14 protein-coding genes are annotated in these 18165 nt (G+C 43.0%); 4 read left to right on the top strand and 10 right to left on the bottom strand.

Going from position 1 to position 18165, the window contains the following annotated elements:
• Positions 1-63: 63 nt before the first annotated feature.
• Positions 64-789, bottom strand: coding sequence for a transposase family protein (locus VB740_RS11835; RefSeq protein WP_323200197.1), 726 nt, complete (start codon positions 787-789; stop codon positions 64-66).
• Positions 777-965, bottom strand: a complete 189-nt coding sequence (locus VB740_RS11830) for a hypothetical protein (RefSeq protein ID WP_323200196.1) — start codon at positions 963-965, stop codon at positions 777-779. The genes VB740_RS11835 and VB740_RS11830 overlap by 13 nt, the downstream gene beginning before the upstream one ends.
• A gap of 164 nt (positions 966-1129) precedes the next feature.
• On the opposite strand from VB740_RS11830, the gene VB740_RS11825 reads away from it, so the two are divergent.
• Positions 1130-2443, top strand: coding sequence for an NF041680 family putative transposase (locus tag VB740_RS11825; RefSeq protein WP_323200195.1), 1314 nt, complete (start codon positions 1130-1132; stop codon positions 2441-2443).
• A gap of 527 nt (positions 2444-2970) precedes the next feature.
• Positions 2971-3348 (top strand): hypothetical protein, encoded by a 378-nt coding sequence (locus VB740_RS11820; RefSeq protein ID WP_323200194.1) that lies wholly within the window; start codon positions 2971-2973, stop codon positions 3346-3348.
• Positions 3349-3413: 65 nt separating this feature from the next.
• On the opposite strand, the gene VB740_RS11815 is transcribed toward VB740_RS11820, so the two are convergent.
• From VB740_RS11815 to VB740_RS11785, 7 genes are all read right to left on the bottom strand, one after another.
• Positions 3414-4418, bottom strand: coding sequence for a transaldolase (locus VB740_RS11815; RefSeq protein ID WP_323200193.1), 1005 nt, complete (start codon positions 4416-4418; stop codon positions 3414-3416).
• A gap of 149 nt (positions 4419-4567) precedes the next feature.
• A complete protein-coding gene (pyk, locus tag VB740_RS11810; protein WP_323200192.1) occupies positions 4568-5998 on the bottom strand; it encodes a pyruvate kinase in 1431 nt (476 codons plus the stop codon).
• Between the two features lie 285 nt (positions 5999-6283).
• Positions 6284-7327, bottom strand: a complete 1044-nt coding sequence (gene gap, locus VB740_RS11805; protein WP_323200191.1) for a type I glyceraldehyde-3-phosphate dehydrogenase — start codon at positions 7325-7327, stop codon at positions 6284-6286.
• A gap of 377 nt (positions 7328-7704) precedes the next feature.
• Positions 7705-8748, bottom strand: a complete 1044-nt coding sequence (locus VB740_RS11800) for a DUF2891 domain-containing protein (RefSeq protein ID WP_323200190.1) — start codon at positions 8746-8748, stop codon at positions 7705-7707.
• A 173-nt stretch (positions 8749-8921) separates the two neighbouring features.
• Complete coding sequence (locus VB740_RS11795; protein WP_323200189.1) at positions 8922-10508, bottom strand: B12-binding domain-containing radical SAM protein; 1587 nt, start codon at positions 10506-10508, stop codon at positions 8922-8924.
• A gap of 795 nt (positions 10509-11303) precedes the next feature.
• Positions 11304-11837 (bottom strand): universal stress protein, encoded by a 534-nt coding sequence (locus tag VB740_RS11790; protein ID WP_323200188.1) that lies wholly within the window; start codon positions 11835-11837, stop codon positions 11304-11306.
• Positions 11838-12162: 325 nt separating this feature from the next.
• Positions 12163-13146 carry a CHAD domain-containing protein gene (locus VB740_RS11785; protein ID WP_323200187.1) on the bottom strand — a complete coding sequence of 328 codons (984 nt, stop codon included), beginning with the start codon at positions 13144-13146 and terminating at the stop codon, positions 12163-12165.
• 279 nt (positions 13147-13425) lie between these two features.
• On the opposite strand from VB740_RS11785, the gene VB740_RS11780 reads away from it, so the two are divergent.
• Positions 13426-14493, top strand: coding sequence for a DUF3616 domain-containing protein (locus VB740_RS11780; protein WP_323200186.1), 1068 nt, complete (start codon positions 13426-13428; stop codon positions 14491-14493).
• A gap of 23 nt (positions 14494-14516) precedes the next feature.
• Here the strand turns inward: VB740_RS11780 and VB740_RS11775 are convergent, their stop codons facing one another.
• A complete protein-coding gene (locus tag VB740_RS11775) occupies positions 14517-14921 on the bottom strand; it encodes an NIL domain-containing protein (RefSeq protein WP_323200198.1) in 405 nt (134 codons plus the stop codon).
• A 341-nt stretch (positions 14922-15262) separates the two neighbouring features.
• Here VB740_RS11775 and VB740_RS11770 point away from each other — a divergent pair, with 341 nt between their 5' ends.
• Positions 15263-18118, top strand: a complete 2856-nt coding sequence (locus VB740_RS11770) for a response regulator (protein WP_323200185.1) — start codon at positions 15263-15265, stop codon at positions 18116-18118.
• The last annotated feature ends 47 nt before the right edge of the window (positions 18119-18165 follow it).

Below are 18165 nucleotides of genomic sequence, written 5' to 3'. Positions count from 1 at the left end.
TAGACTTGTCGCTAAATAAGAGCAAAAAATGATGAAATAGAATTCTCGATATCACTCATCAATTTATGCAGCCATCAAGTAGAAATTCCACAGACCCGCAGCAGTCAACATGAAACGATCATCTAAATCACGAATGTGATTTCTATATACTGCTGTAGCAACTTTGTATCTCTTAATACCTGAGATTGTGTGTTCACATTTAACGCGATCGCTACTTTTTTCTCGATTGGATTGTTTTTGTTCTTCAGTTAGTTGTTTGCCTCTGGGCTTTTTGTCTGGAATGCGGATGTTGACAAATTCTTTTTGTAATCCCTGAAACCCCAAATCCACATGAATCGGAACTTCATCTGGAACAAAATCTACCAATTTTTCCTCATTTAACTGTCTTTTATCATGAACCTTACCTTCCCTTGCTTTTGATAGCACTAGTACCCGTTTAGCTTGGTCTGTCATTACGAGGTGTTTGCGAGTATGGCGCTTTTTTTTACCCGAGTAATGACTTTTCTGCTTCTCTTCGTCTTTGGGACGTTGAATCGGGCGTTCCGTCCCATCAATCATGACTTCTTGAGCATACGGGAAACGAGCAATAAACTCCTCTATACTCTCCAACTTACGTTCTGGTAATACCATTTTCTTTCCCAGGACAGTCTCGATCAATGGTTGTAGTCTTAACATCCAACGGTGTGCCCGACTGCGATGTAAGTCAAATAGTACTCCCGCCACATCAAAGGTGGGGTAGCACTTGAAGTAGAACAATATGAAAAATAGCTTGTCTTCTACTCGCTGCAATCGAGGCAATAACCCCCACCCACAGACCGTTTCCGAGGCTTTTGGCTGTTGGCGATCGCTTCAACGTTGAGTACAATTTCAAGGGCAACTGACAACTCATCAAATGCTTTACGATTCAGCCCACTAAATGCTCTAAGCAGACGATCTTCCTTGAGCACCCGATTGATGTCTAGCATTTTTCTGTCTCATCCCAACGGCTAATCGATGATTTTACCTTATTAAGCGACAGGTCTATTGATGTATCTAACTGGAGTTTGGACTAAAAAGCTGGAGAAAAGCAGTCAGCAGTAACACTGACTGCCGTAAAGTCAATGAAAGTAATCGATAAATCATTGACGTGATGATCCTGACACAACTAGAAAAATTCCGCCAAGCTATCTACGATTGTTTGGGAAAGGCTAAAGATGCAGTATTTGAATTGATGGATGCAGTATTAACAAGCCCGAGTATCCCATCGTTTGTAAGCTTGTCACAAAGCCCAGTATTTCGACGGCAATGGTCGAGCATCTATGCAGCACTGCACGATAGTCGTCCACCGAAAAGGAAACTGATGAAGCTGCTGGTACAGGAGGTAGAAACGGATGAACAGCCATTTCTGGCAGGAGATAATAGCTTTTGGGCAAGACCAGAAGCGAAGACACTAAAAGAAAGAACTTTTCATGGGGATTCCAGGGGAAGCATAGGCATCGGACAAAGTTACAGTACCTTAGCGTGGATACCAGAAGCAGATGGGAGTTGGGCATTACCATTGAAACATGAACGGATTACCAGCTTTGAAACGCCAGCAACTAAAGCAGCATTCCAACTCAAACACATCACTCGTGAGTTAGGAAAAAGGCCGCTTGCCGCTTATGACCGAGGTTATGGCAACGCCAAATTTGTGCAAGCCACGGAGGAAATTGACGCAGACCTGTTGTTACGTTTAGCTTCTAATCGATGCGTATGGGGTACACCTGGTGCTTATAAAGGACGAGGCGCACCGTGTAAACATGGTCATAAGTTTAAGTTCAATGACCCCCAAACTTGGCCAGAGGTAACTGAAACTCTAGAAGTTGAAGACCTAAAATTTGGTCGAGTTAAAGTAATGCGTTGGAGTGGGTTTCATTTTCTTCAATCTCCAAATCGAGCAATGGAAATCATTCGCGTCGAGGTCATCAAACCAGTAGGACGTAATCGTAAGTTCCAACCCTTATGGTTAGCTTGGTTGGGTCAGACAATGCCTGCATTAGAGGATATCTGGAAAAAATACTTACGCCGTTTTGCCCTAGAACATTGGTATCGATTTGCGAAGCAAAGGTTGTATTGGACACAACCTCAACTTAGTTCTACTCAGGCAGCAGAGCGATGGAGTTACCTGATGCCCCTGTTAACTTGGCAATTATGGCTAGCCAGAGTTGCCTGCATCGACTCCCCATTGCCTTGGCAATCGAATCACGATAAACTGTCTCCAGGACTTGTTGCACAAGCCTTTCCACTAATTTTAGCCACCATTGGCACTCCTGCTCAACCCCCTAAAACTCGTGGTAAATCACCAGGCCGCGCCCAAGGTCATCAGCCACCTCTACGTCCCCGTTATCCCAGTGTTAAAAAACACGCATCTAAAAAACCTAAAACTGAAGAATCACTTAAGAAGGCTGATCTAACTGCTGCTTAGTTTCTGCTTCTTTTTTAACGATTCCACTTCACTCAGCCTCTAAAAGAAGTTGGGTAACTTTCTCTTGCTTTCTATTCATTGCTGCTAAATGCCAATTAGTCCAAACTTAAGTATCTAAACCAACTACACCTAAATCAATTAATTCCGATGCTTTGATGCCAACTTCTTCTTCAACTTCACGTTCTGCTGCTTATTAACCAAGGTTCATCTTCTTCAACTGCACCGCATACAACTTCGATGCTTTCTTTACCAAGAGCAGACCGAAATTGCTGAATCAGATATCGTTCTTTTGAAGAATGGGAGCGTGATGACCTTATTTTAAAGCTTGACCATTGAGAAAAATTACATTTTCCGAGAGTTAACTCTTTCACTACACAGTCTGCTCCAATTTGCAATCAACTATAGGGTTGAATTTAAAATCCACAATTTCATCCTAAATTAAGTTTAAAAAAAGTGGATGGAGAATAATCTGCTGGCTTTCAGGTGTTTAATAAAGTTATTACCAAAAGTCTAGTAGAAGCAAAAACATGAAAGGTTTCAAGAAGTTATCTTCAATAGCACTATTGCTATGTGCCTTTGTGTATCCGCCCTCATTAGCTGAAGCGAAGGATATTTCTCTAAGTAATGCTCGCAATGAACAGAGCGCTGCACCAGAGGCTAACTTAGTTGGAGATAAAACCGGAGAGCTTTTAATTGCTCAACGGCGGTCAGGACGATACCGAATTATTCGACGGCGGCAGTTTCTCCGACGCCGACAGCCCTTTGGACGATATCAAAATATTCGACCACGGCGGTCTTTTGGACGATACCAAAATATTCGACGTCGGCAGCAGTTTAGACAACGGCAGATTATCCAACGACGGCAGCCTTACGGACAATACCAGATTTTCCGACGTGGTTATTAACGATGACTCATGCAACTAACTAATGGTTAGTGGTTGAACCACTAACCACTAACTATCGTTATGTTCTAATGACTTGCTACTACCTCTCCTTCAAGGCGAACTAGTCGGTCTGCTAAAAGTTTCTCAAGGTCTTCTAATGCCTTGGTAAAACCCTTGATACCCTCATCTAGTTTGTCGGTTGCCATGCGGTCTGCGGCGTGCATCTTGTCGTATGTATCTTTGTCAATGGATATCTTTTCAATTTCCAAGCTTGCTGCCTTGGCGGGGTCGAGTTTGCGTGGCAATTCTCCAACAGTTGCTTGCAATTCAGCCAAAAGTGATGGTGAAATAGTTAGCAAATCACTACCTGCAAGTTCAGTAATTTCGCCAAGGTTGCGGAAGCTAGCTCCCATAACTTCGGTTTTATAGCCGAATTTCTTGTAGTAGTTGTAGATTTTGGTGACGGACAAAACTCCTGGATCTTCGGCTGCTGGGTAGCTATCGCGTCCGGTATCTTTTTTGTACCAGTCAAGAATCCGACCGACGAAGGGAGAAATTAAGGTAATGCCGGCTTCTGCACAGGCGATCGCTTGGTGAAGACCAAACAACAAGGTAAGGTTACAGTGAATACCTTCTTTTTCGAGAATTTCCGCAGCGCGAATACCTTCCCAAGTGCTGGCGATTTTAATTAAGACGCGATCGCGGCCAATTCCAGCTGCTTTATACTGAGCAATTAAGTCCCGTGCCTTAGTTAAGGTAGCTTCGGTATCGTAAGACAAGCGAGCATCCACTTCCGTAGACACGCGACCGGGAATGATTTGCAAAATCTTTAATCCGAAAGCAACTGCCAAACGGTCAAAAGCTAGAGAAACTATCTGTGCTTGGGTAGCTCCGGCTCCAGCATCTTTCTTCGCTTGGAGTAAAGTTTGATCGACAATTTCCTGATATTCTGGCATCTGCGCCGCAGCAGTAATCAGCGAAGGATTGGTGGTAGCGTCTTGGGGTTTGAACTTTTCAATTGCTTGGATATCCCCTGTATCTGCGACTACAACAGTCACTTGTCGCAATTGTTCTAGTAAATTCTTAGACATAAAATACTCCGTGATGAATGTTACAGGATTTACTTATTCCCCAGTTCTTTACACTCTTTACTCTTCCTTCAATTCTGATTCTGGCAATTTTTCTTAATCATTGCCCAATTTTGCTTACTATCTTGAGCCACAGCCTTATTCTAAGTGCCTTATGCCGAAATTGGCTGTCCAATGGAATGCACTTTGATTAAACTAGTTGTTCCCGATTTACCAATTGGAACACCAGAGGTAATTACTACTTTATCGCCCTTATTCGCTAAACCCATATCTACAACTGTGTTCACCACATTGGTAAACATCTCTTCAGCATTGTGAACTGGTGGGATCAGTAAAGCTTCTACACCCCAAGAAAGCGCTAGTTGGCGATAAGCGGTGATGTCAGAGGTGAGGGCAATAATGGGAGAAGTAGGGCGATATTTAGACACCATTCTCGCTGTACTTCCTGATGAAGTGTTACAGAGAATTGCCCGTGAGCCTGTTTCATAAGCGATGCGACACACGGATTCTGCTACAGATTCGGTAACGCTGAGACTGCCTGCTTCATGACACCAGGCATGTTTGCTACCCTCATCTAGAGCCTGTTCTGTCCGCACGGCGATGTTGTGCATCATTTGGACAGCGGCGATGGGATATTCTCCGACAGCTGTTTCACCAGAAAGCATTACCGCATCCGTACCATCTAAGATGGAGTTGGCAACATCAGTTGCTTCGGCGCGGGTAGGATCGGGGGCGCTAATCATCGACTCTAGCATTTGGGTGGCTGTAATCACCGGCTTGCCAGCACGATTGCAACGACGAATAATATCTTTTTGAATTAGGGGGACTTCGTGAATTGGTACTTCTACCCCTAAATCGCCACGGGCAATCATAATCGCGTCGGCAACCTTCAGAATAGAGTCAAAACTCTCTACTGCTTCTGCTCTTTCGATTTTGGCAATTAAGCGGATGGAAGCACCAGCAGCTTCAATCATGCGCTTGGCGGGTTCTAAGTCTTGTGGCGATCGCACAAAGGACACTGCTACCCAGTCTACACCCAACTGAATCCCAAAGCGTAGATCCAGCAAGTCTTTTTCGGTGATCGAACTAACAGGTAAAGGAGTTTGTGGTAGGTTCACTCCCTTGTGCGTGGAAATTAACCCGCCAGTTTTCACTTGGGCGCGAATATGATCAGCATCGCGATCGGTAACAATCAACTTGACGCGACCATCATTAATTAAAATCGGTTCACCTGTCCGCACCATTGCGAACAAAGTCGGTAATGGTAGAGGTATTTCTTCAATACTCTCACCCTTCTCTTGCAAAACAAAGGTGACTTCACTACCAGCTTCTAAATTTAACCCTTCCGGTGGTAAAGTTCCCAAACGAATCTTCGGGCCACACAGGTCTTGCATAATTGCGATCGGCTTTTGCTGCTCATTACTAATTTGTCTGAGATAGTGAGCAGTTTGGGCGTGGAATTCATAAGCCCCGTGGGAAAAATTCAGCCGTGCCACATTCATTCCAGCTTTTACCAAGGCTTGCAGCTTTTCAGGTGCAGATGTAGCCGGCCCAACAGTACAAATGATTTTGGTTCGACGCATAGGGATTAGGGGTTGAGGAGTAACCTGCAAATTTGGATGGTTTATACCAATTCGTAATTCGTAATTCGTAATTCGTAATTAAGAGACTTCGCATCCAAATTCACATGTGCTTCATATCACTGGTTTGCTAAATAAAGATACTAGATTGCGTTTTGTTTTAAGTGTATTTACCATTTGACCCAAATCCCAAATTGGGTACTGGGTACTGGGGATTAGGGATTGGGGAAGAAACTTAATTACTAATGCCCCATGCCCAATGCCCCATGCCCAATTCCCAATTCCTAATCAAACCACAGCAGCTGCCGATGCGAGTTTTTCCTTTTGTGACATAGACAACATCAGGTCAATCACGCGATTCGAGTAGCCCCACTCGTTGTCATACCAAGCAATTACCTTGAAGAAGTTAGAGTTCAACTCAATTCCAGCACCTGCGTCGAAGATACTAGAATGGGTATCGCCTTGAAAATCTGTGGAAACTACTTCTTCATCTGTGTAACCCAAAATACCTGCTAGTGAACCTGCGGCAGCTTCCTTCATGGCAGCACAGATTTCTTTATAACTAGTAGCTTTGGCAGTTTTGAAAGTTAAATCAACTACAGAGACATCAGGAGTCGGAACTCGTAACGCCATACCAGTCAGCCTACCCTTCAATTCTGGTAAAACCAACGCTACGGCTTTAGCTGCGCCTGTGGAAGAGGGAATAATATTCTGGCTTGCACCTCGACCACCCCGCCAGTCTTTCTTACTGGGCCCGTCTACAGTTGGTTGGGTGGCAGTCATGGCATGAACTGTCGTCATTAACCCTTCAGTCAACCCAAAGTTGTCATTGATGACCTTAGCAATGGGAGCTAGACAGTTTGTAGTGCAGCTAGCATTGGAGACAATGATATCCTTGCTGGGGTCAAACAAGTGATGATTTACACCCATTAGTAGGGTAGTAACTCGATCTGGATCTTTAGTGGGAGCGGAAATTACTACTCGCTTTGCACCTGCTTTCAGGTGGTTTGCGGCTCCTTCGTGGTCAGTGAAGAGTCCGGTAGCTTCCACTACATAATCTGCACCTAATTTTCCCCAAGGTAACTCTGCTGGATTTCTCACCGACACGCAAGGAATGAAGTGCCCGTCAATGAGGATACCATCTTCCTTGGCTTCAACCTTGTGCTTTAATCTGCCGTGGGTTGAGTCGTACTTTAATAGGTAAGCGAGGTTATCTGGTGGTACTAGGTCGTTAATGCCTATAAACTCAATGTTGGGGTTATCGATGCCAGCGCGAAGCACAAGTCGCCCGATTCGACCGAAGCCATTGATACCAACCTTCAATTTAGTCAAGATTAAACCTACCCTTGTGGAAAGTTGAACAAAAGGAGAAAGTTAAAAGTCAAAATAGATTGCCTTTTACTCTTTACTCTATGATCGTGACAGTCTCAGTCAGCTAAGGCATATTTACTTGGCATCTTTTAAGGATTGGGCATGGGGCATTGGGCATTGGGCATTGGGCATGGGGATTAAGAAAACCCAGATTTAACACTTTGACAGGTTGTTATACCATTTCTTTGTGAGGCTGCGCCAAACCCTTTTAACTTCTTTCTTTCTCTCTTTCTTTACTTTGTATCCTTTGCGTCCTTTGCGGTTCGTTTTTCTTGCCTATACTTAAATATGGTTTAGCGCATCTTCATACAGAATTGGTATTAGATCGCCCAGACTGTTTAAATAGTTTGCCCTTGCAATCCACGATTCGTTAGGAGATAAACAGCAAAAGTACCTACCCAGTGACTAGCTGCATAATGTTCACTTACAATATCTGCTAATCCATGATGACGATGGTGAAGGGCAGTAGAGCGAAGTGTTTCTATGCGGCGATCGCTATTTGCCAATCCAGATATGATACCCTCAAGCATCCAAGCACGACTGAGATTAAGACCGTAGAAGTGGCATTGCATATAATCTTTAGGATTATCTACTCCGGGTGATTCTAACCAATTTGCGGAATTATCAATGGGTATTTTTGGCAGAAAATCGGTGAGCCAGTCAGTGAAATCTGTTGTTGGCAGAACTCGCCGCATCAGGTCTGCTTCAGCAAGTCCAGGAGAGAGAAAATCGTAGCCAAGTGGCTCGAATTTTAAAGAGTAGTTGCGATCGCTGAGATAAAATTGCCGTGCCTTGTTCTCTACTAACTGAATGAAGTCAGCATTTTCGGTAATCCTTGCCCAATCTAGCATCAAACCAAGTGCAAAAGCTGTTTGGCTATGCATCCCTGTGCGATTGGGGAGTTTCAGCCCGTTAATCCAACGGTGTAAATTACCTGCAATCAACTTTTCTAGCGGTTCTAATACAACCCGCCATTGTTTCGCTTGAGGATGATTCCACTCGTGAAGTTCCGCAGCCAGTTGCAGAAGCCATGCCACACCATAAGGAAATTCAAAAAAGGGCAGCCGTTGAAAATGGGCAATTTCTCCTTGAATCTTCTCAGGTGTTAGGCTTCGCTCAAGTGCTTGTTTTGACGCTGTATTAAAGGAGGCTTCAGGAAAGTGACGCATCAGACGTACCAGCAACCAGTGACCATGTACGGCTGAATGCCAATCTAAGCAACCATAAAAAGCAGGAGTCAATTCACGCGGTCGTTTTATATCCTCGTCGCTATCAGCCCAATACAGACCACTGTTAGGATATTCCCGCCCGATACAATCCAGCACTAATTGAGCAAATTGTGCTGCGATCGCTTCATTAATCTCCAAATTATCGAGTGGCATGATCAGCCCCTTTGGGGAAGTCAAAAGTTAAAAGTCAAAAGTCAAAAGTGAATAATTCTGAACCCCATAAATAAATTTAGGGGCTTTCTCGGCGCGGATAGCTCGGTAAAAGTGTAGCGTTTTTAATGCAGGGCAATGCATTAACATTGCGGGGTATTGTCAAATTTAATTCGCTACGAATTAACCATCACTTGTGCTTCAGGTTTTACCCTAGCTTCTGCTTCTAGAAAATCAGCCACTTGAGCCTCAATTTCATCCCGGACAATTTGGCGATACTCCAAGAAATGCTCAATTTGGGCACAAACGGCTAAGTAACTACTCACTCCACCCGGATTATGCTTATACATGTTCCACAAGTTGCGCCAGAATTGCCACCGCGTTTGACGACGTATACCCTGCCGCCAGCAAATGATTAGAAATGCTCGGAGGACTTTCCAGTTCAATGGTTTTTTAGCAGCTTTGCCCTTTTTCGGGTAGGTTGCTTCGCCCAAAAGCCGGAAGTGTTTGTATGTACGTTCCAAAAACCGCTCTGGCTCATACAAATCACAGAACGCCTGCACATATTCACGAGCGATGTCTTCTAAAGGTCGAGTTGGGACAAAGTTCATCAACGTGGTTTGGTTGATGTTGGCTGATTTATTGCGGAGTCGTCCTTCCTTTTCTAATCTATGCCAAAGCGCTGTATCTGGAAGTGCTTGCAGCATACTAAATAAGGCTGTGGGAATTGCTGTTTGCTCCACAAACTTGACAATTCGTGCGCCTGCTCCTACTTTCTCGCCATCAAACCCAATGATAAAGCCTGCCATGACTCGCAACCCTGAGCGGGTAATCTTATTCACCGCATCACTGAGCGAATCTCTAGTATTTTGGTATTTTTGAGTGAAAGTGAGACTTTCTTCGTCGGGGGTTTCAATTCCCAGAAAAACGGCTCCAAAATTACACGCTACCATCAAATCCATCAGTTCTTGATCTTGGGCTAAATCAACTGAGGCTTCTGTGGCAAAGGAAAAGGGATAGTTATGTTCTACCATCCAAGGCAGAAGGGACTTCAAAAATAATTTGACATTCCGCTTATTGCCAATGAAGTTGTCATCGACCATAAAAATACTACGTCGCCAACCCAGTTTATAGAGATAATCAAGTTCTGCTAATAGCTGTTCTGGGCTTTTGGTGCGGGGTTTGCGGCCATATAGCACAATAATGTCGCAAAATTCACACTGGAAGGGACATCCACGAGAGAATTGCACCGACATCTCCGCGTAGGCTTCAAACTCTAGCAAGTCAAAGCGAGGGGTTGGAGTGTTTGTTACATCTGGTTTTTCACCGCCAGAGCGAAAAATACCTGTGCGATCGCCCCGTGCGATCGCTGCTACAAATAAGGGTAGGGTAATTTCCCCTTCGTCCAATATCAAGTAATCTGCTCCGGCTGATGTCATTTCATCTGGTAGCGCTGTCGGGAAGGGACCACCCACAGCAACCCTTTTACCTCTTTGTTTTGCTTCTAATATCTGAGAGAGCAAATCCTCTTTTTGGACAATCATCGCCGACATAATCACCAAATCTGCCCAAGCCCACTCTTCTTCCGTACAGACACGAACATTTCGGTCTACTAGCTTGTACTCCCATTCTTGAGGTAATATCGCGGCTACTGTCACCAAGCCTAAAGGCGGTAGCATTGCTTTACGGTCTAATAAAGCCAGTGTTTTTTCAAAAGACCAAAAACTTTTTGGAAAACGGGGGTATAGAAGTAAAACGTTCATATTTGTTGCTTATAAACCTTGATCTTAGCTGCTGGTTGAGTTCACATACAACTGACTTGCTCTGATAACACATTAGAGAAGCCTTTGTAACCAGTAGCTGTAAACTCTACTATGACTGACTTAGACAAAGCAATATCTTGCCAGAACAATTATTACAGTTTTCAGACCTGAGAGTAGTCAAAATTCCTTAATGAGTGCAAGCAGTCCCATGACAATTCCCAAAAACCCTCAAACATTTATCGGTAAAGCATTTAGCTAGGAATACTATAACTTGTGGAACGGTTCTAAACAAAACAAGTAGCAGTTCGATATCTGTTCTTTTTCTGACTTGGCAAATTGGCAACTCTAAGAAATTAACTGTGTTATTTTCAATACTATATAAGGTGTATTTGCACTTTCAAGCTATTTAGACGGGCTGCAACCCGTCTTTTTTATCCTCAGATTATTGTTGTAAAAACTGTATTGTGTTTATAAAATTGCGATGACACTTGTGCTGTGATCAGTTACCTGCACAAGTGTCATGACTGGCTAGAGAGTCAGCATTAACTAGCAGCACTATAGGATTACTATTTGATTTTTGAACAAAGTTAAGTATTGTAGGGTGCGTTAGGATGAAATCCGTAACGCACCGAATCCCTGGTAATAGTGCGTTACGCTGTCGCTAACGCACCCTACGTATCTTTTCAAAAATCAAACCGGATTCCTATAGATAATGTTGTGGTTGTCGATTCTACGTGGATTTAAGATATTTTGGTTGGTACAGCCGTAAAACTTGCGAAGAGATTACCAGGAAAATTAGCTAGAAGTGGAAGCGCTTGCCCTTTCTTTTACAACTTCAGCTTCTTTATCATCAATGGGATGTTGCACAACATACACTGAACAAGGAGCATGGTGAAGAACGTAATTACTGACGCTGCCGAGCAATAGTTCTGTTAGACCAGAGTTACCTCGACGCCCGATGACAATGAGATCAGCACCCCAATTCCCAGCTAAGTCACAAATCACTCGACTAGGACTGCCAGGGATTTGCCTAAATTCAGTATTCACAGCGGCTGTATTTGCTTGAGCGCAGAACGATTGCAACATCTCCACACCTTGATTTTTCCATCTTTCCCACTCCTGTAGGTGGGACTCTGAAACTTGTTCCCACATTCCTGGATAGTATTCAAAAGTAGACACTGGTATATAAGGACTACCTTCTTCTTCAGTAGATAAAACGTGTAGCAGCAATAAACTAGCTCCAGTCATCTTAGCCAAAGCAAAGCCTTGCTCAAAAACATGTTTCCCCATCTCAGAGCAATCCAATGTAATCAGAATTTTTTTAAACATATATACCTCTAATATTTAGGCTAGATGAGCCTTTTAAAAAATCCTCATCTTAGAGTTAGTTATAGAGAAATAATTTGAGAAACTTGTGAGGAATCTAAAAGTACACATAACACTTCATATTACATTTTGAAGTGCGAAAAATGGGTTAAAGCATGGAGTAAGATGATTCCCGGCACTACCATTATATAGATGCGAACTAGTAACAAAGCCATTGAGAATGGCTCTGTTTGAAGCAGGATTGTTAGAAGCACCTGGAGCTTTTTCAACCAAGGCACTCCCCTATGATTACAGAAGCTCAGACTAGCCGTAGGCAAGTCTGAGTAGTTCACCCTATTACTCCTGAAAGTGGGTGCAGTATTGTTAAATGAAAGCTATGCTTAGTTTCAGGTTTCAGATAACGTTCTTGCAAGGGTTGCCACTGCTGCCACGACTCGTAGCGATTTTGAGTTAACAAAGTAGCAAGGGTAGGCAACTCACTATCAAGTTCTGACTTAAAGACATCTGTAAGCCAGTCAGTTAAGACAGCACTATCTTGCATCGCACCCAAAATCTCTTGGATACTTTTCACTTCTGTAAGATAAGCTCCGTAAGACTCACCATATAAGTCAGTAAATAACTCCATCTGGTAGCGTATACGTTTAGCCTCTTTTCGCAAGCTATGAAGAAGTTCGCCTTGTGTTGTTAATTGTTTTTCTATCTTTTCTGGTTCCCAATTATTTTGAATTTTTATCTCTGATTCCACAATTTGAGTGCCAACTAGCCAACCTGGATGTAGTAAGAAATTACTTACTTCTGGTAAAAGTAAATCTGGTAGTACTTGCTGGATAGTAATAGATGCCAAAGGTTGATAACTGGGTTTATCTAACCACTTGTATAATGTATCTTTTAGAGACTTGTAAGATTCATCTTTTAACGTTTTCTGCACATTCAATAGTACATCTTCACGTTGTTTAGCTAAAGCTTTGAAAGCTGTTTGTAGAGATTCTTGTTCTTTGCAGGGTAAGTTTGGTTTGTAATTGTTTTCCAAACTTTCTTTGAGTACGTCTAAATCTCGCAGACTACCAAGACGACGGGCTATTTTACCAATATTTTTATCGCTGACTGGCTTCGGCAAATCCACCGCTAGCTCAAACCGAGTTACAGCCGTGCGTAAGCGACGCATTCCCACTCGCATTTGATGCAACGCTTCTGGATCTTCATCTTTCTTTACTGATTTTTCCCACTTCAAGGTTTTTTTAAAGTGTTTTTCAATCGCTTGATAGGCGTAGTCTCCTAGACTTTTGACCGTAGGTTGTGTGGCTAATTTCATAATTAATCTTAAATGACGATTACCTCATGCGGTTATTGAATAATAACATTAGTTAAAAGCTTGCATCTGCTTTTGATATTCTTTCTTCAATGGATATTATCAAGTATGCTTATAAGGATTGATACTTGCATCCTCTTATAGAAATATCCAATATCTATCAAAGGTCTAAAGAGCAGATTAACTGTGGCGATTATATATGTAGGATAGCTTCTAAAAATATTTAGCATAATATTAAATTATTTATTATGATAGCATCATTAACCTTTTTGTAATTATAAAATGTCAAACTCAAATTTGCTTAATCAAGTTCTATTGACTTTTGTAGATAATTTTAAAGAATATAGAGAAGATTTATCAGCAGTGCTGCTAACAGACCAGAAATATTTATGGTTGGGGTCAGATGAAACCTCAACGATTGAACGCCTGTCTTTGGTTGATACTGATAAATTTGCAGATCATCAACAATTTAGGGTAGCAGAATTTATAAATTTACCTGCGCCAGAAGATGAAGAAATTGATATAGAAGGACTTGCTTATACAGATTATTACTTGTGGTTTGTTGGTTCTCATAGCTACAAACGCAAAAAACCTAAACCTGATAAGATCGATGCACAAAACTTTAAAAGGCTGGCAAAAATTAAATTAGAACCCAACCGTTACCTCTTAGGACGGATTCCTTTGATAGACGGTAAGTTATTCTCATGTTGCCCACACCCCCAAAATCCAGATGTACAATTGAATGCCGCTAAACTAGAGGTGGTAAACCAGGGTAATTTACTGATGACAGCTTTAGCAGATGACGCCCATTTAGGCTTATTTATCAAGGCTGCAATTCCAGGGAAAGATAACGGCTTTGATATTGAAGGAATAGGGGTTTATCAAAATCGCATTTTTCTGGGTTTGCGTGGCCCTGTATTGCGAGGTTGGGCTGTAGTGCTGGAAATTGAGTTAGAAGATTCTAGCCCTGGAATTCTAAAACTGCGGGAAATTGGAGAAGCAAAGGAGTTATATAAAAAGCATTTTATCTGGTTGAATGGTTTGGGAGTTCGGCATTTGTATGTAGATGGAAAAGATTTGTTGATTTTAGCTGGGCCAACGATGGATTTAGATGGACCCGTACAACTTTATCGCTGGGTAAATGGCGTTAACTTGCGGGAAAATGTCTTCAGCAACCCAGATTTGGTGCAAGATATTCCTTATGGAAATCGGGAAGATCACGCTGAAGGAATGACGCTTTTTCAGGATGTAGCTGGCATACCTTCGATATTGGTAGTTTATGACTCTCCAGCAAAAACTAGGTTGGTGGGTGATGATGGTGTAATAGCGGATGTGTTTAAGCTGGGATAAGATCAATTCTGGATTTTGGATTGTTAAAGGTTAGTGGAAATTGCTTGTACGGGACAACTGGGGATACACTGTTCGCAGACGATACAACGCGATCGCGTGAATATCAATTTATATGTCTCTGGGTTGAGGGTGAGGGCTTCGGTAGGACAAACCCCAGTACACAAGCCACAGTGGACACACACATCTGGGTCGATCGCAATTTCCCCTAAAGTATAAGAAACGTTAACATGGCGCGATCGCATCCACTCGATCGCCGCATCTAATTGATCGATATCTCCCGATAGTTCTACTACCAGTTTGCCAATTTGATTTGGGGCAACTTGGGCGCGGATAATATTGGCCGCGACGTTGAACTCTTTCGCCAGTACATAAGTGACTGGCATTTGTACTGCGCGTTTCGGGAAGGTAAGCGTTACTCGTTTTTTCACAGGTTTAGCAGAGGCTTTTTTCTGTTGTAGCGTATTCTGAATAGCCATGAGAGCAGGGAGCAGGAGGCAGGATTTTGAAATTCCCCTGCCTTCATGGACTTAGCAGCCCTAAATTTATTTATAAAAAGGCGTTGGGAAAACTCAATATTCTACAGATGCGATGAGAGACACCCCGACGCCGTTGACTGTTAACTGTTAACAGTCAACGTGAATCAGTTGGAGGATGCAGAGATTAGGGAGTGGTGTGGTTTAATTACTTAAAAAGCGCTGTAATTAATTTTGTAATTTAAGTTTATTGCTTGTTATCTGTTGTATCCATTTTAGCTTGGAAAGCTTTTAACATGAAATTTTTAGTTGTAGAGGATGACGAGTTAAATGCCTATGCACTCACCGCCGTTTTGACTGACCAAAACTATGCGGTTGAAGTTGCCACTGATGGTAATGCTGCTTGGGATTTGATTCAAATTTACGATTATGATCTAATCCTCCTAGATGTAATGTTACCCAAGCTGGATGGTATTAGTCTTTGTCGTAAAATCCGTTCTAGTGGTCTGCAAATGCCAATATTGTTATTGACAGGGCGCAATAGTAGTCATGATAAAGCGATTGGATTAGATGCAGGTGCAGATGACTATGTAGTTAAACCCTTTGACCAAGAGGAGTTAATTGCTCGGATTAGGGCGCTGTTGCGTCGCAAAGGCGCAACCTCACAACCTGTGCTGGAATATGGTAAGTTGCAGCTAGATCCTAGTAACTGTGAAGTGGTTTATGCTGGCAATCTGCTGCCACTTACCCCAAAAGAGTATGCTCTGTTAGAACTATTTTTGCGAAATAGTCGCCGGGTGTTTAGCTGCGACATGATTTTAGAACATCTTTGGTCTTATGAAGATACTCCACAAGAAGAGGCTGTTCGCACTCATATCAAAGGGTTACGGCAGAAACTCAAAGCTGTAGGAGCGCCCGGTGATTTGGTTGAAACAGTTTATGGTATTGGCTATCGTCTGAAACAACTGGAAGAGGGGGTAGGGAGTAGGGAGCAGGGGGAAAACTCCTCTCCTCTGAACCCTTCACCCTGCCCCTCTGCCTCTTCTTCCTCAGTTACAAATCTCAAATCACAGCAGCAAACACTATTGGCAGTTGCAGAAATTTGGCAACGATTTCAAGGGCGCGTGGATGAGCAGGTGAGGGTGCTAGAGCAAGCGATCGCAAATTTAAATCAAAATAGTTTAAATGTCCAATTGCTCACCCTTGCAGCCAAAGAAGCGCATACCTTAGCAGGCTCTTTAGGTACTTTTGGCTTACCTCTTGGCTCAAAAATGGCACGCAATATCGAATTGCTACTGGGTTCTGGCCAAACCTTGAGTAAATCTCAGATTAGCAACCTCGAAAGTTGGGTAAAGTTATTGCGTCGGGAAATTGAGGGAAACGACGCGGCGGCAATATCTGCATCACCAACCCCACAGGCATTAAAAACAGTGGCGCAACCGCTGCAAAACGATTCTTATGCAGAAACTAAAATATTGGTTGTGGATGACGATCCGCAAATTCAGGCATTGTTGCAAACTTTACTTAGTCCTTGGGGACTCAAAGCGATCGCTCTTGAAGATCCGCGTCAGTTATGGGAAACCTTGGAAGCGGTTGCCCCAGATATGCTGATTTTGGATGTGGAATTACCTTATACAAATGGTATAGAACTTTGCCAATTTGTACGCAAAGATTCGCGCTGGAGTCAGTTACCCATCTTATTCCTCACTGTTCATAGTGATGCCGAGATGGTAAATCAGGTATTTAGCGTTGGTGCTGATGACTTTGTAAGCAAGCCCATTGTCGGGCCAGAACTAGTAACCCGAATCGTCAATCGCTTAGAACGGTTAAAATTGCGGCAACGTGTGGCGCACGGGGGCAGGAGAGCAGGGGGAGCAGGGGGAGCAGGGGGAGCAGGGGGAGATAGGGAAGTAAATTCTTCCTCATCCCACTCATCGCCCTCATTCCCGAATTTACAAGCCATCAACGAACTAGAATTGAGAGTAGCAGAGCGCACCGCCGAGTTAATTAACGTGAATCAACAGTTGCAGTCACAACTTGATGAACGTCAGCGCACACAGGAAGAATTACGATTTTCTCAAGCCCGATTTGCCCGGATTTTAGATATTGCTGATGATGCAATTATTTCCATCAATGGATTCCAACGCATTACCTTGTTTAATCAAGGAGCAGAAAAGATTTTTGGCTACTCTGCCCAGGAAGTGATTGGCAAGGGTCTCGATTTACTCTTACCGCAGCGCTTTTTCCAAGCGCATCGTCAACATGTGGTTGACTTTGGTAAATCTCCCAACCTTGCCCGTCGGATGGGAGAACGGCGTGAAATCTATGGCCGCCGAAAGGATGGCACTGAATTTCCAGCAGAAGCTTCCATCTCTAAAATAGATATGGGCGAGGAAATATTTTATACAGTTATCTTGCGAGATATAACGGAGCGCAAGCTAATTGAACGGATGAAAGATGAATTTGTCTCTGTTGTTAGTCACGAACTTCGCACACCTCTAACTTCGATTCACGGCTCTTTAGGAATGCTAGCCAGTGGTTTACTACCGACAGACTCAGAGCAGGGAAAACGCCTACTGCAAATTGCTACTGATAGCAGCGAACGCCTAGTACGCTTAATCAACGACATCCTGGACATTGAGCGGATCGAGTCGGGTAAGGCGAAGATGGAACCAGAAATTTGCAATATTGTTGATTTGATCACTCAAGCAGTAAATGTCATACAGCCTTTAGCCGATAAAGCAGGAGTGACGCTATCTATTTCTGCCCTATCAGGTCAAGTCTTAGCAGATTCCGATCGCATTGTCCAAACTTTGACCAATCTTTTAAGTAACGCCATTAAATTTTCCTTTGCTGGATCTACGGTTTGGTTGGGGATGCAACAACAAGGGGATGAAGTTTTGTTGACAGTCAAAGATACCGGACGCGGTATCCCAACTGACAAACTTGAGAGTATCTTTGAGCGCTTTCAACAAGTTGATTCCTCAGATTCACGTAACCATGATGGTACTGGTTTAGGTTTGGCAATTTGTAGGAGTATTATGCAACAGCACGGTGGACGCATCTGGGCTGAAAGTGTATTGGGTGAAGGCAGCACTTTTTACGTCACTCTCCCGTTGTTTGAGAATTTCCAAAATCCTGAGTTAAGCTAATCGGCATTTAAGCTGCATAATATAAATGCAGAGTCGGTTGAAAATAA

Origin of the sequence: Nostoc sp. UHCC 0251, assembly GCF_034932245.1 — a bacterium.
Classification (GTDB): Bacteria; Cyanobacteriota; Cyanobacteriia; order Cyanobacteriales; family Nostocaceae; genus Nostoc.
Note: the sequence above shows the minus strand (reverse complement) of the source record. Positions and strands in the feature narration are given on the sequence as shown.